General features: G+C 72.0%; 31 protein-coding genes. 18 read left to right on the top strand and 13 right to left on the bottom strand.

Features of this window, described 5'->3' with window-relative positions:
- Position 1: 1 nt before the first annotated feature.
- Complete coding sequence (locus tag PD653B2_RS11040; RefSeq protein WP_085872430.1) at positions 2-658, bottom strand: Crp/Fnr family transcriptional regulator; 657 nt, start codon at positions 656-658, stop codon at positions 2-4.
- A 47-nt stretch (positions 659-705) separates the two neighbouring features.
- On the opposite strand from PD653B2_RS11040, the gene PD653B2_RS11035 reads away from it, so the two are divergent.
- Both PD653B2_RS11035 and PD653B2_RS11030 read left to right on the top strand, forming a co-directional pair.
- Positions 706-1,941, top strand: coding sequence for a S8 family serine peptidase (locus PD653B2_RS11035; RefSeq protein WP_085872429.1), 1,236 nt, complete (start codon positions 706-708; stop codon positions 1,939-1,941).
- 97 nt (positions 1,942-2,038) lie between these two features.
- Entirely contained in the window at positions 2,039-2,278 is a 240-nt protein-coding gene (locus PD653B2_RS11030; RefSeq protein ID WP_085872428.1) for a hypothetical protein, read from the top strand.
- Between the two features lie 57 nt (positions 2,279-2,335).
- Here PD653B2_RS11030 and PD653B2_RS11025 read toward each other — a convergent pair whose 3' ends face one another.
- The 4 genes from PD653B2_RS11025 to PD653B2_RS11010 all read right to left on the bottom strand — a co-directional run bounded on the left by PD653B2_RS11025 (position 2,336) and on the right by PD653B2_RS11010 (position 5,162).
- On the bottom strand, positions 2,336-3,181 hold the full coding sequence (locus PD653B2_RS11025) for a DUF3097 domain-containing protein (protein ID WP_085872427.1): 846 nt from the start codon (positions 3,179-3,181) through the stop codon (positions 2,336-2,338).
- A gap of 49 nt (positions 3,182-3,230) precedes the next feature.
- Complete coding sequence (locus PD653B2_RS11020; RefSeq protein WP_085872426.1) at positions 3,231-3,446, bottom strand: hypothetical protein; 216 nt, start codon at positions 3,444-3,446, stop codon at positions 3,231-3,233.
- 117 nt (positions 3,447-3,563) lie between these two features.
- Complete coding sequence (locus PD653B2_RS11015) at positions 3,564-4,424, bottom strand: MBL fold metallo-hydrolase (RefSeq protein WP_085872425.1); 861 nt, start codon at positions 4,422-4,424, stop codon at positions 3,564-3,566.
- An 18-nt stretch (positions 4,425-4,442) separates the two neighbouring features.
- Positions 4,443-5,162, bottom strand: a complete 720-nt coding sequence (locus PD653B2_RS11010; protein ID WP_085872424.1) for a hypothetical protein — start codon at positions 5,160-5,162, stop codon at positions 4,443-4,445.
- A 150-nt stretch (positions 5,163-5,312) separates the two neighbouring features.
- Between PD653B2_RS11010 and hrcA the strand changes: the two genes are divergently transcribed.
- From hrcA to PD653B2_RS10995, 3 genes are read left to right on the top strand one after another with little or no spacing between them, the layout of a single operon-like run.
- Positions 5,313-6,326: a heat-inducible transcriptional repressor HrcA gene (gene hrcA / locus PD653B2_RS11005; protein ID WP_085872423.1), complete on the top strand. Its 1,014-nt coding sequence runs from the start codon at positions 5,313-5,315 to the stop codon at positions 6,324-6,326.
- A 47-nt stretch (positions 6,327-6,373) separates the two neighbouring features.
- Positions 6,374-7,549 carry a molecular chaperone DnaJ gene (gene dnaJ, locus PD653B2_RS11000; protein ID WP_085872422.1) on the top strand — a complete coding sequence of 392 codons (1,176 nt, stop codon included), beginning with the start codon at positions 6,374-6,376 and terminating at the stop codon, positions 7,547-7,549.
- 4 nt (positions 7,550-7,553) lie between these two features.
- Positions 7,554-8,294 carry a 16S rRNA (uracil(1498)-N(3))-methyltransferase gene (locus tag PD653B2_RS10995; protein ID WP_085872421.1) on the top strand — a complete coding sequence of 247 codons (741 nt, stop codon included), beginning with the start codon at positions 7,554-7,556 and terminating at the stop codon, positions 8,292-8,294.
- 3 nt (positions 8,295-8,297) lie between these two features.
- Here the strand turns inward: PD653B2_RS10995 and PD653B2_RS10990 are convergent, their stop codons facing one another.
- Genes PD653B2_RS10990 through PD653B2_RS10980 form a run of 3 tightly spaced genes read right to left on the bottom strand, consistent with a single transcriptional unit; the run spans position 8,298 to position 10,633 of the window.
- The gene (locus PD653B2_RS10990; protein WP_089503936.1) at positions 8,298-9,185 is read right to left on the bottom strand and encodes a Gmad2 immunoglobulin-like domain-containing protein; all 888 of its coding nucleotides are present in this window, start codon (positions 9,183-9,185) and stop codon (positions 8,298-8,300) included.
- 27 nt (positions 9,186-9,212) lie between these two features.
- Entirely contained in the window at positions 9,213-10,112 is a 900-nt protein-coding gene (locus PD653B2_RS10985) for a Gmad2 immunoglobulin-like domain-containing protein (protein WP_085872419.1), read from the bottom strand.
- The gene (locus PD653B2_RS10980) at positions 10,112-10,633 is read right to left on the bottom strand and encodes a SigE family RNA polymerase sigma factor (protein ID WP_085872418.1); all 522 of its coding nucleotides are present in this window, start codon (positions 10,631-10,633) and stop codon (positions 10,112-10,114) included. The genes PD653B2_RS10985 and PD653B2_RS10980 overlap by 1 nt, the downstream gene beginning before the upstream one ends.
- Before the next feature lie 56 nt (positions 10,634-10,689).
- Here PD653B2_RS10980 and PD653B2_RS10975 point away from each other — a divergent pair, with 56 nt between their 5' ends.
- The gene (locus PD653B2_RS10975) at positions 10,690-11,028 is read left to right on the top strand and encodes an HIT domain-containing protein (RefSeq protein ID WP_085872417.1); all 339 of its coding nucleotides are present in this window, start codon (positions 10,690-10,692) and stop codon (positions 11,026-11,028) included.
- The gene (locus PD653B2_RS10970) at positions 11,025-12,233 is read left to right on the top strand and encodes a hypothetical protein (protein ID WP_085872513.1); all 1,209 of its coding nucleotides are present in this window, start codon (positions 11,025-11,027) and stop codon (positions 12,231-12,233) included. Before PD653B2_RS10975 ends, PD653B2_RS10970 begins: the two co-directional genes overlap by 4 nt.
- A gap of 21 nt (positions 12,234-12,254) precedes the next feature.
- On the opposite strand, the gene PD653B2_RS10965 is transcribed toward PD653B2_RS10970, so the two are convergent.
- Complete coding sequence (locus PD653B2_RS10965; protein WP_085872416.1) at positions 12,255-12,518, bottom strand: hypothetical protein; 264 nt, start codon at positions 12,516-12,518, stop codon at positions 12,255-12,257.
- A gap of 133 nt (positions 12,519-12,651) precedes the next feature.
- Here PD653B2_RS10965 and PD653B2_RS10960 point away from each other — a divergent pair, with 133 nt between their 5' ends.
- From PD653B2_RS10960 to PD653B2_RS10920, 9 genes are all read left to right on the top strand, one after another.
- Complete coding sequence (locus tag PD653B2_RS10960) at positions 12,652-13,680, top strand: PhoH family protein (protein ID WP_085872415.1); 1,029 nt, start codon at positions 12,652-12,654, stop codon at positions 13,678-13,680.
- Positions 13,681-13,747: 67 nt separating this feature from the next.
- Entirely contained in the window at positions 13,748-14,212 is a 465-nt protein-coding gene (gene ybeY / locus PD653B2_RS10955) for an rRNA maturation RNase YbeY (protein WP_085872414.1), read from the top strand.
- On the top strand, positions 14,205-15,503 hold the full coding sequence (locus tag PD653B2_RS10950; protein WP_085872413.1) for a hemolysin family protein: 1,299 nt from the start codon (positions 14,205-14,207) through the stop codon (positions 15,501-15,503). Before ybeY ends, PD653B2_RS10950 begins: the two co-directional genes overlap by 8 nt.
- Positions 15,496-15,846, top strand: coding sequence for a cytidine deaminase (locus tag PD653B2_RS10945; RefSeq protein WP_085872412.1), 351 nt, complete (start codon positions 15,496-15,498; stop codon positions 15,844-15,846). Before PD653B2_RS10950 ends, PD653B2_RS10945 begins: the two co-directional genes overlap by 8 nt.
- A gap of 74 nt (positions 15,847-15,920) precedes the next feature.
- On the top strand, positions 15,921-17,276 hold the full coding sequence (locus PD653B2_RS10940) for an FAD-binding oxidoreductase (protein ID WP_242665244.1): 1,356 nt from the start codon (positions 15,921-15,923) through the stop codon (positions 17,274-17,276).
- Positions 17,273-18,541 (top strand): SAM-dependent methyltransferase, encoded by a 1,269-nt coding sequence (locus PD653B2_RS10935; RefSeq protein ID WP_085872410.1) that lies wholly within the window; start codon positions 17,273-17,275, stop codon positions 18,539-18,541. Before PD653B2_RS10940 ends, PD653B2_RS10935 begins: the two co-directional genes overlap by 4 nt.
- 115 nt (positions 18,542-18,656) lie before the next feature.
- Positions 18,657-19,430 carry a siderophore-interacting protein gene (locus PD653B2_RS10930; RefSeq protein WP_085872409.1) on the top strand — a complete coding sequence of 258 codons (774 nt, stop codon included), beginning with the start codon at positions 18,657-18,659 and terminating at the stop codon, positions 19,428-19,430.
- The gene (gene era / locus PD653B2_RS10925; protein WP_085872408.1) at positions 19,427-20,359 is read left to right on the top strand and encodes a GTPase Era; all 933 of its coding nucleotides are present in this window, start codon (positions 19,427-19,429) and stop codon (positions 20,357-20,359) included. Before PD653B2_RS10930 ends, era begins: the two co-directional genes overlap by 4 nt.
- Position 20,360: 1 nt before the next feature.
- On the top strand, positions 20,361-20,744 hold the full coding sequence (locus PD653B2_RS10920; protein WP_085872407.1) for a nuclear transport factor 2 family protein: 384 nt from the start codon (positions 20,361-20,363) through the stop codon (positions 20,742-20,744).
- A gap of 198 nt (positions 20,745-20,942) precedes the next feature.
- Here the strand turns inward: PD653B2_RS10920 and PD653B2_RS10915 are convergent, their stop codons facing one another.
- Both PD653B2_RS10915 and PD653B2_RS10910 read right to left on the bottom strand, forming a co-directional pair.
- Positions 20,943-21,785, bottom strand: a complete 843-nt coding sequence (locus PD653B2_RS10915) for a septum formation family protein (RefSeq protein WP_085872512.1) — start codon at positions 21,783-21,785, stop codon at positions 20,943-20,945.
- The gene (locus PD653B2_RS10910) at positions 21,782-22,579 is read right to left on the bottom strand and encodes a septum formation family protein (RefSeq protein WP_085872406.1); all 798 of its coding nucleotides are present in this window, start codon (positions 22,577-22,579) and stop codon (positions 21,782-21,784) included. Before PD653B2_RS10910 ends, PD653B2_RS10915 begins: the two co-directional genes overlap by 4 nt.
- Before the next feature lie 125 nt (positions 22,580-22,704).
- Between PD653B2_RS10910 and PD653B2_RS10905 the strand changes: the two genes are divergently transcribed.
- Together PD653B2_RS10905 and PD653B2_RS10900 are read left to right on the top strand one after the other, a co-directional pair.
- Positions 22,705-23,931 carry a glucose-1-phosphate adenylyltransferase family protein gene (locus tag PD653B2_RS10905; RefSeq protein WP_085872405.1) on the top strand — a complete coding sequence of 409 codons (1,227 nt, stop codon included), beginning with the start codon at positions 22,705-22,707 and terminating at the stop codon, positions 23,929-23,931.
- A gap of 59 nt (positions 23,932-23,990) precedes the next feature.
- A complete protein-coding gene (locus tag PD653B2_RS10900; protein ID WP_133059029.1) occupies positions 23,991-24,335 on the top strand; it encodes a hypothetical protein in 345 nt (114 codons plus the stop codon).
- 48 nt (positions 24,336-24,383) lie between these two features.
- On the opposite strand, the gene PD653B2_RS10895 is transcribed toward PD653B2_RS10900, so the two are convergent.
- Both PD653B2_RS10895 and PD653B2_RS25870 read right to left on the bottom strand, forming a co-directional pair.
- Positions 24,384-24,866 (bottom strand): flavodoxin family protein, encoded by a 483-nt coding sequence (locus PD653B2_RS10895; protein WP_085872403.1) that lies wholly within the window; start codon positions 24,864-24,866, stop codon positions 24,384-24,386.
- The gene (locus PD653B2_RS25870) at positions 24,863-24,985 is read right to left on the bottom strand and encodes a hypothetical protein (protein ID WP_278247492.1); all 123 of its coding nucleotides are present in this window, start codon (positions 24,983-24,985) and stop codon (positions 24,863-24,865) included. The genes PD653B2_RS10895 and PD653B2_RS25870 overlap by 4 nt, the downstream gene beginning before the upstream one ends.
- Between the last annotated feature and the right edge of the window lie 68 nt (positions 24,986-25,053).

Raw genomic sequence — 25,053 nt, 5'->3', positions numbered from 1 at the left:
GTCAGGCGCTCCGCTTCGCAAGCCACGCGTGGTCCAGCACGGTCACCTTGCCGCGGCCGAGCTCGACGACGCCGCGGCCGGCGAGCTTCTGCAGGATCTGGTTGACCGTGGGGCGGGTGCCGCCGACGAGCTCGGCCAGGTGCTCCTGCGTCAGTGGGATGACGACCGGGCCGGAGCCGTCGCCGTACAACGCGGTCAGCTCGACCAGCCGCCGGTAGACCCGCAGGTCGAGGCCGTCGTACATCGCCTCGAGCAGTCGGGCGGACAGCTCCTCCACCCGTCGGGCCATCAGCGTCAGCAGCAGCTGGTCGGCTGCGCGGTGCTTGGCGCGGAGGTCGCGGAACTCCGCCGCCGAGAGCGACAGCGTCTCGGACTTCTCGAGCGCGACGATCGTCGCCGAGCGCACCGGCGCCTGGCCGCCGAGCAGCGAGAGCTCGCCGAAGTAGTCGCCGTGCGTGAGCAGGTTGATGGTCGCGTTCTCGCCCTCGGCCGTCGTCACCCGCACCGCGAGCCGGCCGGACGCCACCAGGTGGAGGGCGTCGGACGGGTCGCCCTCGCGCACCAGGACCTCGCCGCGGGCGTACGTACGCCGGCGCGCGGCGGACAGCACCCGGCGACGTTCCTCCTCGTCCAGCGAGGCGAGCAGCGGCCAGTCCATGGCGTCAGTCAACCAGCGCAACCCCCACGAGACCGGGAGACGAGCCGATGAGCGGGCCGGAGTTCACCCGGGCCGCGGCAGACCTGCGCCGGATGCTCGACGCCGCCGCCTGCTCGGTGGCCGTCGTCGCACCCGACCGCGAGACCCTCCGCTACGTCGCGGCCGACGGCGAGGGTGCCGCCGAGATCGTCGGGGTGGAGCTGCCGGTCGGCCGCGGTCTCGCCGGCTGGGTGGCCACCTCGGGGCAGGCGATCGCGGTCCGCGAGGCACGCGCCGACGCGCGGTTCGCCGCGGATGTCGCCGAGCGCACCGGCTACGTGCCCGACGCGGTGCTGGTCGCGCCGTTCCTGGCCGCGGACGGCGAGGTGCGGGGTGTCCTGACCCTCCTCGACCCCGGCCTCGACCCCGGCGACCCGCTGCCGCTGCGCGACGTCGAGGAGGCCGCCGCGCGGCTGAGCCGTCCCGACCTGCCGGCCTGGTCGCTGTCCTTCGACGCGGCCACGCTGGCGACGGTCCCGGCGCTGCCGATCGGCGACGTACGAGACTGGGCCTTCGGTGCCGGCACCGGCGCGGGCGTCCGGGTCGCGGTGCTCGACAGCGGGATCGACGCCGACCACCCGCGCGTGGGTGGCGTCGCCGGTGCCGTCGCCTTCGAGCCTGACGACGAGGCACCGCTGGGCTTCCGGAGGGTCGAGGGCCCGCACGAGGACCTGGTCGGCCACGGCACCGCCTGCGCCGGCATCATCCGCAGCCTCGCGCCTGACGCCGAGATCTACTCCGTTCGCGTGCTCGGCTCGAACCTCAAGGGCCGCGGCGCGCTGCTGCGTGCCGGGATCGCGTGGGCGCTCGAGCACGACATGGCGGTCGCCAACCTGTCGCTCTCGAGCCGCAGCGCCGCGATGTTCGGCCCGCTGCACGAGTCCGCCGACGCGGCGTACTTCGCCGGCACGGTCCTGGTCTCGGCCGCCAACAACGCGCCGGGCCCGACGTACCCCTCGCAGTACGCCTCCGTGGTCTCCGTCGCGGCCCGCGAGGGCGACGACCCGTGGAGCGTCGCGACGAACCCACGCCCGCCGGTGGAGTTCGGCGCTCGTGGCATCGACGTGGACGTCGCCTGGGCTGACGGGGGGTCGATCGTCGCCACCGGCAACAGCTTCGCGGCGCCGCACGTCACCGGCCTGGCCGCGCTGGTGCTCGGGCAGCACCCGGGGCTGAGCGTCTACCAGGTGAAGTCGGTCCTCCAGGCCCTGAGCCAGAACGCCGCGGTCAACGTCGGCAAGTGAACGCTGGTTGTGTCAGCCACGCGACGGAACGACGGCACGATCCCGGGCAGAGTTCTGGTCACCGGGACGCGCCCGGTCCCACAGCCAGGAGGAATCCATGAACGAGAACCACAAGCTCGAGGCCGACAAGATCGAGGACGTCGAGGGCCACCGCGTCGGAGTCAAGGCCGACGGTCCGGACGACGTCGAGGGTCACCGGCTCAACGTGCCGAAGATCGATGGTGCCGACGACGACGTCGAGGGCCACCGCCTGAACGTGCCGAAGGCCAACGCTGACGAGGCCGACGACGTCAGCGGCCACGTGCAGCCCCGTCGCGACCTCGACATCGAGCGCTGACCCCGATCCATCGATCTCGTCGGCTGACGACGACCCGCGCGGGGGTCGGGTCGTCGCTCAGTCCGAGGTGACGAAGTCGATGAGCTCCTCGACCCGACCCAGCAGGGTCGGGTCGAGGTCGTTGTAGGACCCGACCCGGCCGAGGATGTGCTTCCAGGCCCGCGCGATGTCGGCCTGGTCGCGGTGCGGCCAGCCGAGCTGTTGGCAGATGCCCTTCTTCCACTCGATGGTGCGCGGCACGTCGGGCCAGCGCGCCAGGCCGAGCCGGTCGGGCTTGACCGCGGCCCAGATGTCGATGAAGGGGTGGCCGACGATCAGCACGTGCTTGCCGACCGGCGACTTCGCGACCGCGTCGGCGATCCGGCTCTCCTTCGAGCCGCGGACCAGGTGGTCGACCAGGACGCCGACCTTGCGGTCCGGGCCGGGGCCGAAGTCGCGCAGCTGGTCGCCGAGGTCGTCGACACCGTCGAGGTACTCCACGACGACACCCTCGATCCGCAGGTCGTCACCCCAGACCTTCTCGACCAGCTCGGCGTCGTGGCGACCCTCGACGAAGATCCGGCTGGCCCGGGCGACCCGGGCCGGGGCGCCGTGGACGGCGACCGAGCCGGACGCCGTGCGCGTCGGCTTCGCGGGTGCACCGGCGCGGGGCGGCGCGACGAGGATGACCGGCCGGCCCTCGAGCAGGAAGCCCGGACCGAGCGGGAAGGTGCGCCGCTTCTCGCGGCGGTCCTCGAGCGTGACCGTGTGGAGGTCGCGGTCGACGGCGACGATCTCGCCGCACCAGTCGGTGGTGACCTCCTCGACCACGGCGCCGAGCTCGGCGGGCGCTTCGACGGCTCGGCCGCGCTTGGGGGCGCGCCAGTCGGAGGCGAGGACGTCGGAGCCGTAGCGGTCGTTCACCCGCTCCACGCTAGGTGGCGCCGCCGACAGAGCCGGTGAGGGCGCGCCGTCAGTCCTCGGAGTCGTCCGTGGTGTCGGTCTCGCTGCCGCCGTCGTCGGACTGCTCCGGCGTCTTGCCGCTGAGCACGTCGAGCTCCTCGGGGGACGGAGCGTCGTCCTCCTCGGAGAGCGGCTTCGCCAACGGGTTGTCGTCGCTGGGCTGGAGGTCCTCCGGGAGGTCCTCGTCGCTGATGCCGGTGGTGGGCTCGTCGCTCTGGTTGCTCATGACCGGGTCGTACCCACCTCATGGTCTCGATACGCCGGTCGCGAGCTCGTGCCTCGCTCGCTCGGCTACTCGACCTGGCTGCTGGTCTCGGCCCTCACAGGCTCAGGCCGAGGCAGCTCACACCAGCGGCAACCGCTTCTGGCTGCGCGGCAGGTGCAGGTAGCCACGGCGTACGGCGGCCGCGAGCTCCTCGCGCGGGTAGGGCCAGTCGGCGGCCTCGAGGGCCTGGCCCTCCGGCACGCCCCGGCCGGCCAGGTCGCGGATCGTCTCGGCCACGATGCCGATCGCGTTGCGCTGCTCCTCGACGAAGTCGCGGTCCACGGGCGCGCCGTGGCCCGGGACGACCACGGAGGCGTTCGTCGTCAGGCCGAGCACGATGTCGAGGCTCAGCGGCCAGTCCATGGGGTAGCAGTCGTCGCCGAAGCCCGGCACGGCCTGGCGCAGCGTCGACTCCTCGACCAGGTCGCCGGCCAGCATCACGTCGGCGTCGGGCACTCGGACGACGAGGTCGCCGCTGGTGTGCCCACGGCCGGGGTGCACCAGCTCGACCATCCGGTCGCCCAGGTCGAGCGCGACCGCGGAGGAGAAGGTGTGGTCGGCGGCCACGATCTCCGTCGCCCGCACCTCGTCGCGGTGCGGGTCGTGCGGCTCGGCGTCGTAGAGACCTTTGACCCGCTCGCCCGCGGAGACGGTCCGTTCGGCGGCGATCTCGTGGGCGTGGATCGGGACCTCGCCGTACGCCGCGCGGAACTCCGCGTTGCCGAAGGTGTGGTCGAAGTGCTCGTGGGTGTTGACGATCCCGACGATCTCGCCGACTCCGAGCCGTCGTACGTCGTCGATGACGCCGCGCGCGGCGAGGCCGGAGGCGTGGGTGTCGACGACGAGCAGCCCGCGGTCACCGCCGACCAGGGTCACGTTCACGTCGAACCAGTCGTAGCGCGCGACCCAGATGCGGTCGGCGACCTCGGTGAATGCCACCCGGCCACCCTAGGCGGCTCAGCAGAGGCCGGCGTGCAGTCCCCGGCGCAGCAGTTCGCCCAGCTCGTCGAGGCTGCCCGCGGTGCGCGGGAACGACACGACGGTGCGGTGGGCGCCGTCGACGTCGACCCACTGGATCTCGACCCGGCTCGGGGTGAGCCCGGCCAGTCGTACGCCGAGCAGGTCCCCGGGGCGGGTGCCGGTGCCGAGCGAGACCGCCTGGCGCAGCTCGTCCTGGTGGCAGTCGTTGGCGTGCTCGACGCAGCGCTGGAGATGCCCCCGGTTGAGGTGGTGGGCCGGGCTGTGGAACTGGTCGAGCGGCACCCGGAGCTGCCGGTCGGCGCGGGCGAGCAGCACGAAGCTGAGGTCCAGGGTGACGACGTGGCGGGTCTCCCGGCAGCAGTCGCAGTCCTCGATCCCGGTGCGCTCGAGGCGTCCGGCGAGGGTGAGGGTGTCGGCGCGTTCCGCCGACCCGCGCGGGCCGAGGCCGCTGGTGAGGGTCAGCAGCGCGCTGCGCCGGGAGTCGGCGGCCCGGGCGACGGGGGAGTCGACGGTGCAGACGAATGTCGGGGCGCCGAGCTGGTCGGTCAGGCCCAGCTGGTGGTCGGCCCCGACCAGCCGGGTCTCACCCTCGACGACCATGCTCACCGAGGAGGGGCAGGCGAGGATGCTGCGGGCGTCCGCAGCGAGCCGCGGCGAGTCGTCCGTGCGGGGGGCGGGGCGATCGGGAGAGGTCACGGGTTCTCCTGAGGGTAGTTAGGTAAGCCTAACCTACTACATGGGCGACCGCGGGTCCCGGGGCGTCCGCGGGCCGCGCTCCGGTCGGCCTAGTAGCATTGGCACTCCGGGGAATCGAGTGCCAGAGCACTGGCAGGTCGGAGGCGAGCAGTGCAGGAAGAACGCAGGCTCGCCGTGCTCCGCGCCATCGTCGAGGACTACGTCGCCACCGAGGAGCCGGTCGGCTCGAAGTCGTTGGTCGAGCGGCACGGCCTGGGCGTCTCGCCGGCCACGGTGCGCAACGACATGGCCGCCCTCGAGGACGAGGGCTACATCACCCAGCCCCACACCAGCGCCGGCCGGGTGCCGACCGACAAGGGCTACCGGCTCTTCGTCGACCGGCTCACCACGGTCAAGCCGATGAGCGCCGCGGAGAAGCGGGCCATCGCCACGATCCTCGACGGCGCCGTCGACCTCGACGACGTCGTCAACCGCTCGGTGCGGCTGCTCGCCCAGCTCACCCGTCAGGTCGCCGTCGTCCAGTACCCCACGCTCTCGCGCTCCACCGTGCGTCACGTCGAGCTGATCGCGGTCGCGCCGACCCGGCTGCTCGTGGTCCTGATCCTCAGCACCGGTCGCGTCGAGCAGCGCGTCGTCGAGGTCACCGAGGAGCTGAGCGAGGAGCAGCTCGGTGAGCTGCGCGCGCTCGTCAACCGGGCGGCCACCGGCGAGATCATCGCCGACGCCGCGACGGCGGTCCGGGCCCTCGCTCCGGCCGACGGCGAGACCGCCGCCAGCGCCGTCGTCGAGGTGCTGGTCGAGGCGATGTCCGACCACCGCTCCGACGAGCGGATCGCGGTCGGAGGTGCCGCCAACCTGGCGCGCTACGGAGACAGCTTCGACTCCGCCGTCCGCCCGCTTCTCGAGGCGCTCGAGGAGCACGTCATCCTCCTCAAGCTCCTGGGCGAGGCGACGACCGGCGACATGCTCACCGTCCGGATCGGGCACGAAGGCCCCTACCAGGAGCTCTCGTCGACCAGCGTGGTCGCCACCGGCTACGGCCCGGGCGACGAGGGCTTCGCCCGGCTCGGCATCGTGGGGCCCACCCGCATGGACTACCCCGGCTCGATGGCGTCGGTGCGCGCCGTGGCGCGCTACGTGTCGCGCATCCTCGACGAGGCCTGAGCCTCGACCCCCCGCACCCTCCCGAGACCACCACAGAAGGAACAGCTTTGAGTCAGGACCTGTACGAGCTTCTCGGTGTCGACCGTGACGCGGACGGCGACACCATCAAGAAGGCCTACCGGCGACTCGCCCGGCAGTTGCACCCCGACGTGAACCCGGACCCGGACACGCAGGAGAAGTTCAAGGAGGTCTCCCTCGCCTACGAGGTGCTCTCCGACCCGCAGAAGCGCGCGGCGTACGACCGCGGCGGCGACCCCTTCGGCGGCGCCGGGGCCGGGTTCGGCCAGGGTGCCGGCTTCTCCTTCACCGACATCATGGACGCGTTCTTCGGTGGTGGCGGTGCCGCCGGCCAGGGCCGTGGCCCGCGGCCGCGCGAGCGCCGCGGCCAGGACGCGCTGATCCGGCTCGAGGTCGAGCTCGCCGAGGCGGCGTTCGGCATCACCCGCGACCTCAAGGTCGACACCGCGGTGCTCTGCGGCACCTGCCACGGCGAGGGTACGGCGGCGGGCACCCACCCGATCCCGTGCGAGACCTGCCGCGGGGCCGGCGAGGTGGCCCACGTGCAGCGGTCCTTCCTCGGCGAGATCCGCACCCTGCGCCCGTGTGCCGCCTGCCGCGGCTTCGGCTCGATCATCCCGGAGCCCTGCCGCGAGTGCTCGGGTGACGGTCGGGTCCGCTCACGGCGCACGCTGACCGTGAAGATCCCCGCCGGCGTCGACAGCGGCACCCGCGTCCAGCTGACCGGCGAGGGCGAGGTCGGGCCCGGTGGCGGCCCCGCCGGCGACCTGTACGTCGAGATCCACATCGCCCCGCACGACACCTTCACCCGGCACGGCAACGACCTGCACTGCACGGTCACGCTGCCGATGACCGCGGCCGCGTTGGGCACGGTGCTGACCCTGCCGACCCTCGAGGCCGACGTCGTGTCCGGCGAGGCCGCCGACTCCGAGCTCGAGACGTCGTTCGACCTCGAGGTCCGGCCCGGCACGCAGTCGGGTTCCGAGCAGGTGCTCCGCGGCCGCGGCGTGCCCGGGCTGCGCGGCGGCCGTGGCGACCTCGTCGTCAACGTGGTCGTCGAGACGCCCTCGCGGCTCGACCCGCGCCAGGAGGAGCTGCTCCGCGAGCTCGCCGCGATCCGGGGCGAGGAGCAGCCGACCGGCCAGGTGCGCCCGAGCTCGAAGTCGGTCTTCGGCCGGCTCCGCGACGCGTTCAACCAGCACTGATCCGATGTCGCTGCCCGTCCACCTCGTCCCGTCGCTGGCCGGTGTCGCCGTCGGCGGCGAGGTGACGGTCGAGGGCGACGAGGCCCACCACGCGGTCGCCGTACGCCGGCTGCGGGTGGGGGAGTCGGTCGTGCTGACCGACGGGGCCGGCACGTCGGTCACCGGGGCGGTCGGGTCGACGGGCAAGCGCGTCTTCGCGGTGACCGTCGAGTCGAGGACGTCCGTCGGGCCGGCGGAGCCGTCGATCGTGGTGGTGCAGGCCGTCCCGAAGGGCGACCGCGGCGAGCTGGCGGTCGAGGTCCTGACCGAGGTGGGCGTCGCCACGATCGTGCCCTGGTCGGCGTCGCGCAGCGTCGCCGTCTGGAAGGGCGAGCGGGTCGAGAAGTCGCTGGCGCGCTGGCGTTCCACCGCGCGCGAGGCGGCCAAGCAGGCCCGGCGCTCGTGGTTCCCCGAGGTCGCCGACCTGGCCTCGACCTCCGACGTCGTCGACCTGGTCGGCCAGGCCGACCTGGCGGTCGTGCTGCACGAGGAGGCGTCGGTCCCGCTGGCGTCGTTCGAGGTGCCCGACTCCGGCCGGATCGTCGTCGTGGTCGGTCCCGAGGGCGGCCTGTCGCCCGACGAGATCGACGCGTTCGTCGCGGCCGGCGCGGTGGCCGTCAGGCTGGGCGCCGAGGTGCTGCGCACCTCCACCGCGGGGCTCGCGGCCGTGGCCGCGCTGCTGTCGCGCACGTCCCGCTGGGGTTGAGCCTCACTCCACCGTGATGGTCTTCGAGTCCTCCGTCGGGCCGCCGCCCTCGCCGTCGGACGGGTCGTCGGTCATCGCGACGAACGTGTAGTCGCCCGGCTCGAGCCCGGACACGTCGACCTCGGTCTCCCAGGGGTAGAGCTTGTCCATCCAGCCCTCCGCGGTGGCGAAGCCCGTCTCGACGACCTCGTCGCCCTGCCGGATCTGCCAGGGCGTGTTCGCCTCGAACGAGCTGGACACCCCGCTCGCGGTGAACGACCCGCTCACGGTCGCGCCCTCCTCGGGCGAGGTCACACTGACCAGGGCGAGCGTCTCGACCGGGTCGGCGGCGGTGAAGGCGTCCTCCGACGCGATCCCGAAGATCTGGGTCGAGTTGCCGTCGGAGTCGGTGAACGCGACCGGGATCCGCTCCTGCAGCACCCCCTGTGCGGTGTAGACGAGCTGCTGCACCGCGAGCAGCGCGTCGTCGGTGCTCATCCCCTCGGGGGCGCGGGTCCAGGAGTCGTCGGGCAGCGGGATGGCGGCGGTCTCGTCGGTGGTCCCCCCGGCGAAGGTGCCGGCCGGGAGGAGGGTCCGGTAGTCGGCGTCGAGCGCGTCACCGGACGCGGCCAGGGTCAGGGCCTCCCCGAGCGGGTCGGCGGCGTCGACCTTGCGGAACTCGCGGTAGAGCCGCGGCCCCTGCGGGGTGTCTCCCACGAAGTAGACCGGGACGGTGACCTGGTCGGCCGCCGGCTCCGACGACTCGCTCGGCGACGCCTCATCCGAGTGCTGGCCGTGGTGCTTGGTCGACCCGCTCGTGGGCGTGGTGTCGTCAGCCGAGTCACTGCCGCACCCGGCGAGCGCGACGGCGGAGGCGGTGAGCAGCACGGCGATCCGGGCGCGAACAGACATGGCATCCATCTTCCCGGTCCTCGACGGCTATCGGACGACGATCGTGCGCGTGTCGGTGAAGGGACCCGGACCCTCGCCGTCCGACGGGTCGTCGGTCATCGCGACGAACGTGTACGTGCCGGGCGCGACACCTGTGAGGTCGATCTCGGCCTCCCAGCGGTAGAGCCTGTCCACCGAGCCTTCGGCAGTCGTGGAGGACGACTTCACCACCCTGTCGCCCTGCCGGATCTCCCACACGACCGTGCCCTCGTTCGAGTTCGCCCGGCCGCGGGCGGTGAACGAGCCCTCGTACTCGTTGCCCTCGGCGGGGTCGCTGATGCTCACGAGGTTGAGCACGTCGTTCTCCGGCTCCGCGTCGTACGGCCTGTTGCCGCGCTGACCGTCCAGCCAGAACCACACCGGCAGCCGCTCGCCGGCCGCTGCCTGCAGGGTGTAGGCGACCTGCTGGACGGCGAGGTCGTCGGACAGGTCGTTGACGCCCAGCTCGACGTCGATGCCGTCCTCGTCGACGGTGACGTCACCGAACGAGTCGGGCGTCCACGACGTCCGGTAGTCGGGGTCGCTCGCGGGCTGCTCGATGCGGTCCAGGGCCGCCTGCAGCGGGTCGCCGGCCGGCACCTCGTCGTACTCCCGGTAGAGGCGAGGCCCCATCGGGGTGTCGCCGACGTAGTAGGCCGCGACCAGCTGGGTCTGCTGGTCGTGGCCGTGGTGGCTCGGCCCCGCGTCGCCGCCGTCGTCCCGGTCGAGCACCGCGAACGCAGCGACCGTGGCGGCGGTGGCCAGCACGGTCGCACCGACGGCGTAGAACCACGGCCGGGCGGCCGAGCGCATCGGGCTCGCCGTACGCGCCCGGATCTCGTCGAGCCGGTCTGCGGGCTCGACGTCGGCCACGGCGTCGTGCAGCAGCGTGGAGAGGTCGTCGGTCATCACAGGTCCTTCTCGAGCAGGGTCCGGAGGGCGGCCGAGCCGCGGGACGCGTGGCTCTTCACCGCGCCGCGGCTGATGCCCATCGCGTCGGCGATCTCGGCCTCGGAGAGGTCCAGGTAGTAGCGCAGCGCGAGCACCTCGCGCTGGCGCTGCGGGAGCGCGCGCATCGCGTCGAGGACGGCGGAGCGGCGGTCCGAGGCCAGGGCCGGGTGGTCGGCGCCGGGTGCGTCGGCCGGAGCGCTCTCCCGGGCGAGGTGTCGCGACACCACGGCCCGGTGGCGCAGGGCCGAGCGGGACCGGTTCACGACCGTCTGGCGCAGGTAGGCCAGCGCGTGGTCGTGGTCGCGCAGCCTCGACCAGCGGGCGTGCACCGCGACGAACGCGTCCTGCACGACCTCCTCGGCGGTCCCGACGTCGCGGACCAGGAGCACGGAGAGCCGGACCAGCTGGCGCCAGTGCGCGGCGTACAGCTGCTCCAGCGCCTCGTCGGCCGTCCAGGCGGGGCGGTCCGTCACGGTCATCACGCTAATGGCACGCGCCGGAGGTCGATCCGGTTTACTGGCCACCAGGAGGAATCGTGGAGGACTGCCTGTTCTGCAAGATCGTCGCGGGGGAGATCCCGGGCGAGGTCGTGCATGTCACCGAGCGGACGGTCGCCTTCCGCGACCTCAACCCGCAGGCGCCGACGCACGTGCTCGTCGTGCCTCGGGACCACTACGCGAACGCCGCCGAGCTGGCCGCGGCCGACCCCGTGGCGTCCGCCGAGCTGGTCACCACCGCGGCCGCGGTCGCCACCGCCGAGGGCTACGACGACTACCGGCTCGTCTTCAACACCGGTGCCGGCGTCGGGCAGAGCGTGTTCCACACCCACGTGCACGTGCTCGCCGGTCGCCCGATGACGTGGCCTCCCGGATGACTCGCCGCCTGCGCGGCCTCGCCACCGTGGTGGCCGCAGCAGTCCTGGTGCTGCCGCTCGCAGGCTGCGTCCAGGAGGACAGCGACCGTCGGACCGGCTCGCCGACCCAGCTGCTCGACCCGCCCGACCCGCCGGAGGTCGAGGCCGGCCAGCTGGCCGCGATCAAGCCCGGCAAGCACCTGCCGCTGCGCAGCGGTGAGAAGCGGATGACGCTCACCATGCCCGCGCCGTACACGCCCTCGGCGCCGAACGGCACCGGCACCGACGACTACCGCTGCTTCCTGCTCGACCCGTCGCTCGACAAGGACGTGTGGCTCACCGGCAGCAACGTGCTGCCCGGCAACCCCTCGGTCGTGCACCACGTGATCCTCTTCCGGGTCCCGCCCGACAAGGTCGCCGAGGCCGAGCAGAAGGACGCCGCCGAGGACGGGGAGGGCTGGACCTGCTTCGGCGGGACCGGCCTGAGCGGTGACTTCACCAACACCGACGACGCCTCCTGGCTGGCTGCGTGGGCGCCCGGGGGCGACGAGACCAAGGTGCGGGACGGGTACGGCGTCCGCCTCGAGGCCGGCTCCCGGGTCGTGATGCAGGTCCACTACAACCTGCTGAAGGGCGCCGCGCCCGACGTGTCCAGCACGGAGCTGCGCTGGATGGGCGGCGACCGGGACCTGACCGCGCTGCACACCTACCTGATGCCGGCGCCGGTCGAGATGCCGTGCCGGCCCGACCACGCCGACGGGCCGCTGTGCGACCGCGACGCCGCGGTCGCCGACGTGATGTCGCGCTTCGGGAGCGCCGGCAACACCAACAGCCTGCTGCACCTGCTGTGCGGCACCGAGGTGAAGCCGTCCAACACCACGTCGTGCACCCGCACGATCGGCCGGCCGATGACGATTCTCGGCGTGGCCGGCCACATGCACCTGCTGGGCCGCTCGATCACGATCGAGGTCAACCCGGACACCCCGGACGCGCGGACCGTCCTCGACATCCCGGTCTGGGACTTCGACAACCAGGGCACCAAGCCCATCGACCCGGTCCACCTCGACCCGTTCGACACGGTCCGGGTCACCTGCCGCCACGTGCAGTGGCTGCGCGACGTGCTGCCGGCGTTCGAGGGGATCCCGGACAAGTACGTCATCTGGGCGGAGGGCACGACCGACGAGATGTGCCTCGGGATGCTCCAGGTCGCCTACGACGACGAGTGAGCCGTCAGGCTCCGCTGGATCTCAGAACGTGTAGAAGAGCCGCACGACGTACAGCACCACCGGCAGCCCGAAGACCGCGAGCATCACCCACGCGGTGATCCGGTGCATCGGCTTGGTGGAGTCGAGCGAGCCGGCGAAGTCCAGGATCGCGCCGTCGGGGACGGTGTGGTTGAGACCCATCTTGCGGGCGTCGGGCGGTAGGTGCTGACCGGCGTACCAGTACGGCGGGGTGTCGTCGTCGTGGTCGTCGTACGCCTCGTCGTCGTACGCCCTCTCCACGCTCATCCCGCCACCGTACGCCGCGCTCGCTGCTCGTGTCGGCTCAGGGCGAACGCAACCCGCTGGGCCAGGCAGGGAGGCTCCCGTAACATGGAGGGGCTCGACAACCCGACTGGAGAGGCCGCCCGCCCGGGCATCCATGACTGACAGCAACCCCCAGGGAGACCAGCCCGCCAACGCCACGCGTCACACGGTGGTGGTCCCCAACAGCATCAACATGGTCAGCCTGCTCGGCCCCGGTGACGAGTTCCTGGGGATCATCGAGGGTGCCTTCGACGCCGAGATCCACGTGCGCGGCAACCGGATCACGATGAGGGGCGAGCCCGGCGAGGTCGCGCTGGCCGAGCGGCTGCTCGACGAGCTGGTGACGATCATCCGCACCGGCCAGGGCCTGACCAACGAGACCGTCGAGCGGGTGCACACCATGCTGCGCGCCGAGACGACCGAGCGGCCGGCCGACGTGCTCAGCCTCAACATCCTGTCCAACCGGGGCCGCTCGATCCGCCCGAAGACCCTGAACCAGAAGCGGTACGTCGACTCGATCGACAAGCACACGATCACCTTCGGGATCGGCCCCGCCGGCACCGGCAAGACCTACCTCGCGATGGCCAAGGCGGTGCAGGCGCTCCAGGCCAAGAACGTCAACCGGATCATCCTGACCCGGCCGGCGGTCGAGGCGGGGGAGCGGCTCGGCTTCCTGCCCGGCACGCTCAGCGAGAAGATCGACCCCTACCTGCGCCCGCTCTACGACGCGCTGCACGACATGATCGACCCCGAGACGATCCCGAAGCTGCTCGCGGCCGGGACCATCGAGGTGGCGCCGCTGGCCTACATGCGCGGCCGGTCGCTCAACGACTCCTTCATCATCCTCGACGAGGCGCAGAACACCTCGCCCGAGCAGATGAAGATGTTCCTGACCCGGCTCGGCTTCGGCTCCAAGATCGTCGTGACCGGTGACGTCACCCAGACCGACCTGCCCAGCGGCGTGAAGTCGGGCCTGCGGGTCATCGAAGGCATCCTCGACAACGTCGACGACATCGCCTTCAACCGGCTCACCGCCCACGACGTCGTCCGCCACAAGCTGGTCGGCAAGATCGTGGCGGCCTACGACGAGTTCGACGCCCGCGCCGAGCTGCTGCAGGCCAACCGACCCGGGGCGCGCAGTTGACTCACCCCACGAAGTTCCTCGCTCCTTCCGCTTCGCTCCCCCCGCTCACGACTCCGCGGGGACCCCGATGACGATCGAGATCCTCAACGAGTCCGGCCGCGACCTCGACGTCAAGCGGCTGGCCGCGCTGAGCCGCTTCGTCCTGGACCGGATGCGCGTGCACCCGCTGGCCGAGCTGTGCATCAAGGCGGTCGACGAGCCCACCATCGCCCAGCTCAACGAGCAGTGGATGGAGAAGGAGGGGCCGACCGACGTGCTCGCCTTCCCGATGGACGAGCTGCGCCCGGGCCTGGTCAACGAGGAGCCCGAGGAGGGCGTGCTCGGCGACCTCGTGCTGTGCTACGACGTCGCCGAGAGGCAGGCGGCCACGGCCGGTCACTCGACCGAGGCCGAGGTCGAGCTGCTGACCGTGCACGGCATCTTGCACCTGCTGGGCTACGACCACGCCGAGCCCGAGGAGCACGCCGAGATGTTCGGGCTCCAGGACGAGCTCCTGGCCGCGTGGCGCGCCCCGAGCACCTCCGGTGACTAGCGGCGACGTCTGGCTGCTGCTCGCGGCGGCCGCCCTCGTCCTCCTGGCCGGGCTGTTCTCCGCGGCCGACGCCGCGATCGGCTCCTTCTCGCGCGCCCGCGCGGAGGAGCTGCTCGACGACGGTCGCCCCGGCGCGCGCCGGCTGGTCGCGCTGCTCGACGACCTGCCCCGCTACCTCAACACCGCGCTGCTGTTGCGGCTCCTCTGCGAGATCTCGGCCATCGCGCTCGTGACGCTCCAGGCGTACGACCTCTACGACGGCGCCTGGTGGCCGACGATGCTCACCACCATCGGCGTGATGCTGGTGATCTCGTTCGTCGCCATCGGGGTCGCGCCCCGGACCGTCGGCCGTCAGCACTCCGAGCGGGTCGCGCTGATCTCGGCGGCGCCGATCGCCACGGTCACCGCCGTCCTCGGCCCGATCCCGCGGCTGCTGATCCTGCTCGGCAACGCGCTCACCCCGGGCAGGGGTTTCCGCGAGGGGCCGTTCTCGACGGAGACCGAGCTGCGCGAGCTGGTCGACCTGGCCGAGGCCTCCGCGGTGATCGAGTCCGGCGAGCGGAGGATGATCCACTCGGTCTTCGAGCTGGGCGACACGATCGCGCGCGAGGTGATGGTGCCGCGCAACGACGTCGTCTACATCGAGCGCTACAAGAACCTGCGCCAGACGATGTCGCTGTTCCTGCGCAGCGGCTTCTCCCGGGTCCCGGTGATCGGCGAGAACCTCGACGACGTCGTCGGGTTCGCCTACCTGAAGGACGTCGTGCGCCGCGACTTCGAGGCACCCGACGTCGAGTTCACCCAGCGCGTCGACGAGGTGATGCGGCCGGCGTACTTCGTGCCCGAGTCCAAGCCCGTCGACGGCCTGCTCTCCGAGATGCAGGCCAACCGCCAGCACATCGCGATCGTGGTCGACGAGTACGGCGGCACCGCCGGCCTGGTCACGATCGAGGATGTGCTCGAGGAGATCGTCGGCGAGATCACCGACGAGTACGACGAGGAGACCGTCGAGGTCGAGCGGCTCGACGACGGCTCGATCCGGGTCTCCTCTCGTTACCCGATCGACGACCTCGACGAGCTCTTCGGCTTCGAGGTCGAGGAGGAGGACGTCGACAGTGTCGGCGGCCTGATGGCCAAGCACCTCGGCCGGGTCCCGATCGCCGGCTCGACCGTCGAGGCGCACGGCCTGCGGTTCGAGGCCGAGGGCTCCTCGGGCCGGCGCAACAAGATCGACACCGTCCTGATCAGCCGGGTGGCCGACGACGACGAGAACGAGGATGACGATGAGTGATCTCCCTGGGCTGTCCGCCGAGGACCAGAAGCTGGTGACCCTCGCCCGCGCCACCCGTGCGCGCACCGGTGCGCTCGAGGGTGCCGCGGTCCGTGACGCCGACGGCCGGACCTACGCCGCCGCCACCGTGGACCTCCCGTCCCTGCAGGTCTCCGCGGTCGGCGTCTGCGTCGCGATGGCGGTCGCCTCCGGCGCCAAGGGCCTCGAGGCAGCGGTCGTGCTGTCCGCCGCAGGGTCCGTTGCCGACGCCGATCTCTCCGCGCTGCGCGACCTCGGCGGTGCGGGCGTCGTCGTCCACCGGGGTGACGCGCGGGGCGCGATCGCGGAGACCGCCACCACCTGAGTCCTCGGTGGCACGCAGCCCGAGAACCGGGACCGGAAATGCGAACGTCACAGAGCAGGAGTAAGTTCCCAGACGTGAGTTTGCGGGGCTGGCCAGCACACGAGAACGCCGTCGAGCGGCTCAGGTCGTCATACACCCAGATCCCGGCGGGTGCGCCGGTGCGGTTGGCGAAGAAGACCTCCAACCTCTTCCGGCCGCGGGCCGCGACGACCGCACCCGGTCTCGACGTCGGCGGTCTCGACGGCGTGATCGCGATCGACGTCTTGTCGCGGACCGCCGACGTGCAGGGGATGTGCACCTACGAGGACCTCGTCGACGCGACACTGCCGCACGGCCTGATCCCGCTGGTGGTGCCCCAGCTGCGCACGATCACCCTCGGCGGTGCCGTGACCGGTCTCGGCATCGAGTCCACCAGCTTCCGCAGCGGGCTGCCCCACGAGTCGGTCCTCGAGATGGACGTCTTCACCGGCGCCGGCGAGGTCGTGACCTGCAAGCCCGGCGACGACCTCTTCGACGCGTTCCCCAACTCCTACGGCTCGCTCGGCTACGCGACCCGGCTCACGATCGAGCTCGAGGCGGTGCCCGAGTACGTCGCCCTGCGCCACGTCCGCTTCGACGACGCCGAGCTGCTCGCCAAGACGGTGGCCGACATCGTCGAGACGCAGGCCTACGACGGCGTCCGGGTCGACGGCCTCGATGGGGTCGCGTTCGCGCCGGGGGAGTACTACCTGACCCTGGCCACCTGGAGCGACGAGGGCGGCGCCACCAGCGACTACGCCGGTCAGCAGGTGTACTACAAGAGCATCCAGCAGCGCGAGACCGACCTGCTCACGACGTACGACTACCTGTGGCGCTGGGACACCGACTGGTTCTGGTGCTCGGGCGCGTTCGGTGCCCAGAACCCGACGCTGCGCCGCATCTGGCCGCGGCGCTGGCGGCGCTCCGACGTCTACCACAAGCTGCTCGGCCTCGACCGGCGCTTCTCCATCGCCGACCGGCTCGACAAGCGGGCCGGCCGCCCCCTGCGCGAGCGGGTGATCCAGGACGTCGAGGTGCCGGTCGACCGGCTGCCCGACTTCCTCGAGTGGTTCGACGAGGCCGTCGGCATGCGGCCGGTGTGGCTGTGCCCCCTCGTCGCCAGACGAGGGTGGCCCTCCTACCCGCTCGAGCCGGGCGAGACCTACGTCAATGCCGGGTTCTGGGGCACCGTGCACGTCGGGCCCGACGCGCCCGAGGGACCGCGCAACCGCGCGATCGAGGAGAAGGTGCACCAGCTCGGCGGCCACAAGTCGCTCTACAGCGAGGCGTTCTACGACCGCGAGACCTTCGACCAGCTCTATGACGGCGCCAACCTGGCCGCCGTCAAGGGTCGCTACGACCCAGAGGACAGGCTGACCAGCCTCTACGACAAGGCGGTGAAGAGAAGATGAGCCGGACGATCACCATCGGGGACGCTGTGGGCTCTCTGCTGCGCGACGGAATGCCGGTGCGCTTCACGGCGTACGACGGCAGCTCCGCCGGCCCGCCGGACGCCGACATCCATCTCGAGCTCCTCAACCAGCGCGGGCTGTCGTACATGATGACCGCGCCCGGCGACCTCGGCATGGCCCGCGCCTACGTGTCGGGCGACCTCGACATCCACGGCGTCCACCCGGGCGACCCGTACGACGCGCTGAAGCTGCTCCAGAACCACCTGAACTTCCGCCGGCCGTCGCCGGCCGAGGCGCTCGCACTGGTCCGCGGCCTGGGCCTGTCGAACCTCAAGCCCCCGCCGCCGCCCCCGCAGGAGCACCTGCCGCGCTGGCGTCGGGTCGCCGAGGGCGTGCGGCACTCGATGACCCGCGACGCCGAGGTGATCCACCACCACTACGACGTCTCGAACACGTTCTACGAGTACGTCCTCGGCCCCTCGATGACCTACACCTGCGCGGTCTTCCCGACCGCCGAGGCGACGCTCGAGGAGGCGCAGGCCCACAAGTACGACCTGGTCGCCCGCAAGCTCGACCTCCAGCCCGGCCAGCGGCTCCTCGACCTCGGCTGCGGCTGGGGCGGCATGGTGCGCCACGCGGCGCGCGAGTACGGCGTCAAGGCGCTCGGCGTCACGCTGTCGCGCGAGCAGGCGTCGTGGGCGCAGCAGGCGATCAAGGAGGAGGGTCTCGACCACCTCGCCGAGGTCCGGTTCATGGACTACCGCGACGTGCAGGAGACCGGGTTCGACGCGATCTCGTCCATCGGCCTCACCGAGCACATCGGGGTGAAGAACTACCCGGCGTACTTCGGCTTCATCCGCGACCACCTGCGCGACCAGGGCCGGGTGCTCAACCACTGCATCACCCGCCACGACAACGTGAAGCGCGACACCGGTGCGTTCATCGACCGCTACGTCTTCCCGGACGGCGAGCTGATCGGCTCCGGCAAGATCATCACCGAGGTGCAGAACGCCGGGCTCGAGGTGCAGCACGAGGAGAACTTCCGCGTCCACTACGCCAAGACCCTCGCGGGCTGGTGCCAGAACCTCGTCGACAACTGGGACGCCTGCGTCGCCGAGGTCGGCGAGGGCACCGCGCGCGTGTGGGGCGTCTACATGGCGGGCTCGCGCCTCGCCTTCGAGCGCAACGAGATCCAGCTGCACCACGTGCTCGCGACCAAGACGGTCGACGGGGACAGCGGCTACCCGCTGCGCCACACGTTCTGAGCTGCCCCGGACCGAGCTCGCGACCGGCGTGTCGAGACAGGTCAGTAGGTGGTCTCGATACGCCGCCTCGTCCCTCGGCGGCTACTCGACCGACGAGGCCCGATAACGTGTCCCGGTGAGCACCCGGGCCCAGCAGTACGACGCGCAGGTGCTGCGCCGCGAGCCGCTCGCGGCGCACCTCGTGCGGCTGACGCTGGGCGGGCCGGGCATCGCCGGGTTCGTCTCGACGGGCATCCCGGACGAGTGGGTCGGCGTCGTCGTGCCCGGCCAGTTCCAGAGCCGTTACTACACGGTGCGGGCCTGGTCGGCGGGTGAGCTGGTGATCGACGTGGTCGTCCACGACGAGGGCCTGGTGACCGAGTGGGCGAGCGGCGACTGCGTCGGCGACACGGTCACGGTGACCGAGGCCAAGGGCTCCTTCGCGATGCCCGACGACGCCGCCTGGCTGATGCTGGTCGGCGACCTCACCGCGATGCCGGCGGTGGCGCGGATCAGCGAGACCGTGACCACCCCGACCCGGATCTGGGCCGAGGTGCCCGACGACCTCCCCGCCTATCTCCCCGAGGGCGCCGACGTCACCTGGCTCGCCCCGCCTGCCGAGGGGCAGAGCGCGCTGGCCGCGGCCGTCGAGGCGATCGACTGGCCAGCGGGACCCGGCTACTTCTGGATGGCGGGGGAGTCCGCGCAGATGCGGGCGATCCGCAAGCACCTGATGCGCGAGCGGCGGATGCCGAGCGCGGCCTATGACGTGATGGGCTACTGGCGAGGCGGTGCTCAGCGCCAGCCGCGCGCCGTCGACCCCGGTCCGATCTATCGCGCGGGCAAGGCGGCAGGCAAGACTGACGAGCAGATCTGGGCCGAGTACGACGACGCGAGAGCAGCCGAATGACCTCCACGAACGAGCAGGGCCACAAGAGCGGGTTCGTGTCCTTCGTCGGCCGCCCCAACGCCGGGAAGTCGACGCTCACCAACGCGCTGGTCGGCACCAAGGTCGTGATCACCTCCGACAAGCCGCAGACCACGCGCACCGTCGTGCGCGGCATCGTGCACCGCCCCGACGCCCAGCTGATCCTGGTCGACACCCCCGGCCTGCACCGGCCGCGGACCCTGCTCGGCGAGCGGCTCAACGACCTGGTGAAGACCACGCTCGGCGAGGTCGACGTCGTCGCCGTCTGCCTTCCGGCCAACGAGAAGGTCGGCCCCGGCGACCGGTTCATCGTCAACGAGATGGCCAAGGTCAAGCGCACGACCAAGGTCGCGGTCGCGACCAAGACCGACCTCGCCACCCCGGAGCAGCTGGGCCAGCACCTCCTCGACATCCAGCGCCTCGGCGAGGAGACCGGCACCGACTGGGCCGAGATCGTGCCGGTCTCCGCGAAGTCCGGTGACCAGGTCGCGCTGCTCCAGGACCTGCTCGTCGGGCTGCTGCCCGAGGGCCCGCAGCTCTACCCGGACGGCGACCTCAGCGACGCACCCGAGGAGATCCTGGTCGCGGAGCTGATCCGCGAGGCGGCGCTCGAGGGGCTGCGCGACGAGCTGCCCCACTCGGTCGCCGTGGTCGTCGAGGAGATGGGGCTGCGCGAGGACCGGCCGGCCGACAAGCCGCTGCTCGACATCCACGCGAACCTCTACGTCGAGCGCGACTCCCAGAAGGGCATCATGATCGGGCCGAAGGGGACCCGCCTCAAGACGATCGGCACCACTGCGCGCAAGCAGATCGAGGCGCTGCTCGGCACGCCGGTCTACCTCGACCTGCACGTCAAGATCGCCAAGGACTGGCAGCGCGACCCGCGCCAGCTCCGCAAGCTGGGGTTCTGAGGTGGACGCCCCGGGACCCGTCGCCCGCTGGCACGCGATCGCGGAGGCACGTGACCCCGCCGGCCTCGACGACCTGCTCGCCGACGACGTGTTCTTCCGCTCGCCCGCCGTGCACACGCCCCAGCTCGGCAAGCAGCTGACCACGGCGTACCTCACGGCCGCGATGACCGTCCTCGGTCCGAGCCTGCGCTACGTCCGGGAGTGGTACGACGAGCGCTCGGCGGTCCTGGAGTTCGAGGCCGAGCTCGACGGGCTCTCCGTCCACGGCATCGACATGCTGGTCTGGGGCGATGACGGACGGCTGATCGAGTTCACCGTGATGGTGCGCCCGATGAAGGGACTGCAGAAGCTGATCGAGCTGATGGTCGCCGAGCTGACCCGCTAGTCACTCGTTGGTCGAGCAGCCGCCACGAGGATCGAGCGGCGGCGTATCGAGATGCCCGGAGGGGCGGGATCCGTGGAACTTCGCCGCGGCTCACTGGTGGCCTTGCAGGGTCTCGATACGCGCCGTCGCGACCTCCTTCGTCGGTCGCGGACGCTACTCGACCTTCGCTCACCACGTGAGCCGCGACTTCGTCGCGGCTCACTGCTCGCTCGGCGCCCAGCAGAGCCCGTAGGTCTGGCCGGCGGCCCACTGGTCGGCGGTCGGCCACTCGTAGCCCCACCGGAAGTTCAGCGTGTCGTCGGCGACCGCCCGGGCGGCGTCCTGGCAGGGCGTGTCGCCGGCAGCACGCACCTTCTCGAGGCCCGGGTAGGCGCCGGCCCGGAACGGGACCGTCGCGATCGCGCGCCACGAGTGCCGCTCGGAGCAGATGACCCGGGCGAAGTCCGGCGTGCCGGGCTCGGCGGTGCCGCACGTGCCGTACCGCTCCTGGCCCGCGGGCTTGTCGAGCACGCTCGCGAGCCTGCCGGTCAGCGGCGCCAGCTTCCCGTCGCCGGCCAGCGCCGTCAGGTCGCAGCGGAACCAGGACGCGCCGGCGTCGGACTCCTCGACGGTCGGGGTGAACCAGACGGCCCGGAGCATGCTGAGCCGCCGCGCCTCGCGCGTCCCCCCGACGAAGTCGGCCATCCGGCCGGGACAGGTCTCAGCCACCTGGGCCTGCGCGTGGTCGGAGTCGACGGCGAGCAGGTGTCCGTCGACGGCGGTGTCGAGCCTGCCCACCGCGAAGGTCATCGACGTGTGGTCGGCCTGGCAGTCGACCGGGTCCGCGTCGCTGGTGGGCGCGACCGCCTGGTCGTAGTCGAGGTCGTAGCAGGCCCGGTTCTCCGGCACGGGTACGGCGGTCGCCGTCGGCGGCGCAGGGGCCGAGGTGCTGGGGGCCGACGTGCTGGGAGTCGGCTCCGCCGAGGGCTTCCCGCCGCCGGTGCAGGCGGTGAGGGCCGCGACGACGAGCGCGACCAGGAGGGGGAGGAGCAGGCGCCTCATCGGTCCGTCTTCGCCCAGCAGACCGAGCGGCGGTTGCCCGCCTGCCACTCGGCCTCGTGGAACCACGTGTAGCCGAAGTCGTAGTCGACCGGGTAGTTCAGCCACGCGCCGACGGACCGCGAGCAGAAGTCGCGGGTGGTGACCTCGACCAGCCGGTCACCGGGATAGTCCTCGCCGAGCTTGGTCAGCGCGATGGTCGTGACCGCGCGCCAGCTGTGCGGCTCGGTGCACGGCACCTTCACGGAGCCGGAGACCGTCTCACCGTCCGCGCAGACCGACCACCGGTCCCGGGGCTTGCCGAGCAGCAGCCCCTTGGCCGTGGTCGGCAGGTCCACGAACTCCCTGCTCTGCTCACCACCTCCCACGACGTCGCAGCGGTACCACCGGGCGCCGTCGTCCCACGCGGCCTCGGACGGGCGGAACCACGCCCAGCTCACGACGGTGCGCATCACCAGGCTCTCGTCGGCGCCGAGGAACTCCATGAAGCTCGTCGAGCAGGTCCGGTAGGCCCAGGCGCCGAGGTCCTCGTCGTCGCGGTCGGCGTCGTCGAACGAGTCGGGCAGCTCGCCGACGGCGTACGTCTCGGCGGTGTGTGCCTCGGCGCAGTCGACGACCTCGCCGGCGTTGGCCGGCTCGGCGACGTCGTCCGGGGTGAGCACTCGGCAGGCACCCAGCACCGGCGGCTTCTCGTCGGCGACCGGCACCCCGTCGTCCGAGCCGCAGCCGACCAGGGCCAGCGCCGTGGCCACGACGAGTGCGGCACCACGCAGACGTCGGTGCGGGACCAGCGGCACAGCGTCTCCTCGGGTGGGCCTCGTCGGTCGGGCGACGGACCGCGTGATCGTACCGCCGCCCGCCTGTCCTCCCGCGGGGGCGGAGGAGGACGTGTGGCCGTGGGCGGCCGTGGGCACGGTGGGGCATGCGCCGTCGACACATCCTCGCCATCATCCAAGCCGGCGGTGCCGGCAGCCGGATGGACGTCCTGACGCGGGAGCGCGCCAAACCGGCGCTGCCGTTCGCCGGGTCCTACCAGCTGATCGACTTCTCCCTGTCCAACCTGGCGCACAGCGGGATCACCGACGTCTGGCTGTCCGTCCAGTTCCTGGGGTCCTCGCTCGGGGAGCACGTGCTCAACGGGCGCCCGTGGGACCTCGACCGCAACCGCGGCGGGCTCCGCTTCCTGATGCCGCAGGAGGGCACCGGGTCGACCGACGAGGAAGGCTTCGCGACCGGCAACGCCGACGAGCTCTACCGCATCCGCGACCAGATCCGGGAGCACGACCCCGACCTGGTGGTGGTGATGAGCGCAGACCACGTCTACCGCTTCGACCTGATGGACGCGGTGCGCACGCACCGGCGCCACCGGGCCGAGTGCACGGTCGTCACGACGGAGGTGCCGATCGAGGAGGCCGGGGACCACGCGACCGTCGTGGCGGACGGCGACGGGCGGGTCACGGCGTTCGACTACAAGCCGGACACGCCGACCACGACGACCGTGGCCACCGAGATCTTCGTCTACGACCCGGCTGCGCTCGTGGAGGTCGTGGAGGAGCTGCACCGCGAGCTCGGCGGCGACGCCGAGGAGGGCGACACCGGGCTCGGCGACTTCGGGGAGCACCTGGTGCCGCGCCTCGTCGACCGTGGAGGCGTGGTGGCGCACCCGATGCCCGGCTACTGGAAGGACCTGGGCCAGCCGCACAAGTACCTCGCCGCGCACCGCGACTTCCTCACCGACGACCAGGGCGTGCTCGGCGACCCGGACTGGCCGATCATCAGCCACCAGCCGCAGCGCCCGCCGGCGCGGGTGCTCGACGGCGGCCGCGTCGTCGACAGCCTGATCGCCCCGGGCGTGCGGGTCGGCGGTACGGCGATCCGCAGCGTGCTCGGCCCTGGAGTCGTGGTCGAGGAGGGGGCGCTGGTGCGCGACAGCGTCGTCTTCGCCGATACCGTCGTGCGCGAGGGTGCCCGCCTCGACTGGGCGGTCGTCGACAGCGGCTGCGTGATCGAGCGTGGTGCCGAGGTGGGCTCGCCCGACACCGACCCGGACGACCCCGACGCCATCGTGCTGGTCGGCCGCGGGTCGACCGTCGGTGCGGGCGTCACCCTCGGAGTCGGAGCCCGCCTGGAGCCGGGCAGCACGGCGTAGCGCTGACGACGCCCGTGCGGTCCGTGGAACCACTCCCGGCGAGCCGGCGTCCCAGGGGCATGACGGCATCGGTTCGGATGGGTTGCGTCGTCCTCGTCTGCGGGGTGCTCACGGCCTGCGCGGGCAGCACGGGCGGCAGCGACTGCGTGAGTGACTACGCCCCCGTCGCCAGCGCCACCACGTGGGCCGGCTTGAAGGACGCGATGCTGGACACCGTGAGGTGGGGCCGTGTCGACTCCGTCCGCGTCCAGGCCCGAGGACACGATGTCGGCGCGGGCGACCAGGACGCTGTGCGCGTCGTCGACCTGCTCAACCGACACGGTCGCCGCCTGGTCCAGGTCGATGTCTGGCGCACCCCCGGCGGCGGTTGGCAGGCCGGTGCCTGGCGTCAGTGCATCGACTGACCGTCACGGGCAGGGCGCTCACGGCCCCGCGTGCGCCCGGGGCAGGCATCAGCTCAACAGCGCCGCGAGCGTCCCACCCAGCTCGTACGCCGCTTCGCGCTGCTCGTCGCCGACGTCGCCGAGCACGGCGAGCACGGGTGCGGCCTGGGTCCAGGGGAGTGCGCCGACGATCGACAGCACCGACCGCACGGCCCCGGTCGTGTCGTAGCGGCCGTGCACCCACAGCCCGAACGGCTTCTTGCCGCCGCCCGACGCCCCGGCCGACCCGTCGTCGGTGAGCGCGCCGCCGGCCTCGAGGAAGATCGTGTCGAAGAAGTGCTTGAGCGCACCGCTCATGTAGCCGAAGTTCGCGGTCGTGCCGAGCAGGAAGCCGTCGGCCGCGAGCACGTCGTCGGCGTTCGCCTCGAGGGCCTCGCGGACCACGACGTCGACGCCCTCGATCGCGTCGTCGTTCGCCCCGGCGACCACGGCGTCGGCGAGCGACCGGACGGTGGGCGTGGGGGAGTGGTGGACGATCAGCAGGGTGCTCACAGGGCCCGACCGTAGCCCCGGTCGACGCCGACGACCGGGCTGCCGAGCGTGTGGACGGCGGCGATCGCGCCGGCCAGGTCGAGGTCCGGGTCATCGGGATGGATGCGGGTGACGAGCACCCGCCCAGTCTCGATGAGTGGGTCCTGGCCCGCCACCGAGAATCGTGGGCTAGGGTGAGGGGGTCATG

Origin of the sequence: Nocardioides sp. PD653-B2 (assembly GCF_002117935.1) — a bacterium.
Lineage (GTDB): Bacteria > Actinomycetota > Actinomycetes > Propionibacteriales > Nocardioidaceae > Nocardioides.
The sequence above is the reverse complement of the archived record's forward strand: the minus strand, read 5'-3'. Positions and strand labels throughout refer to the sequence as shown.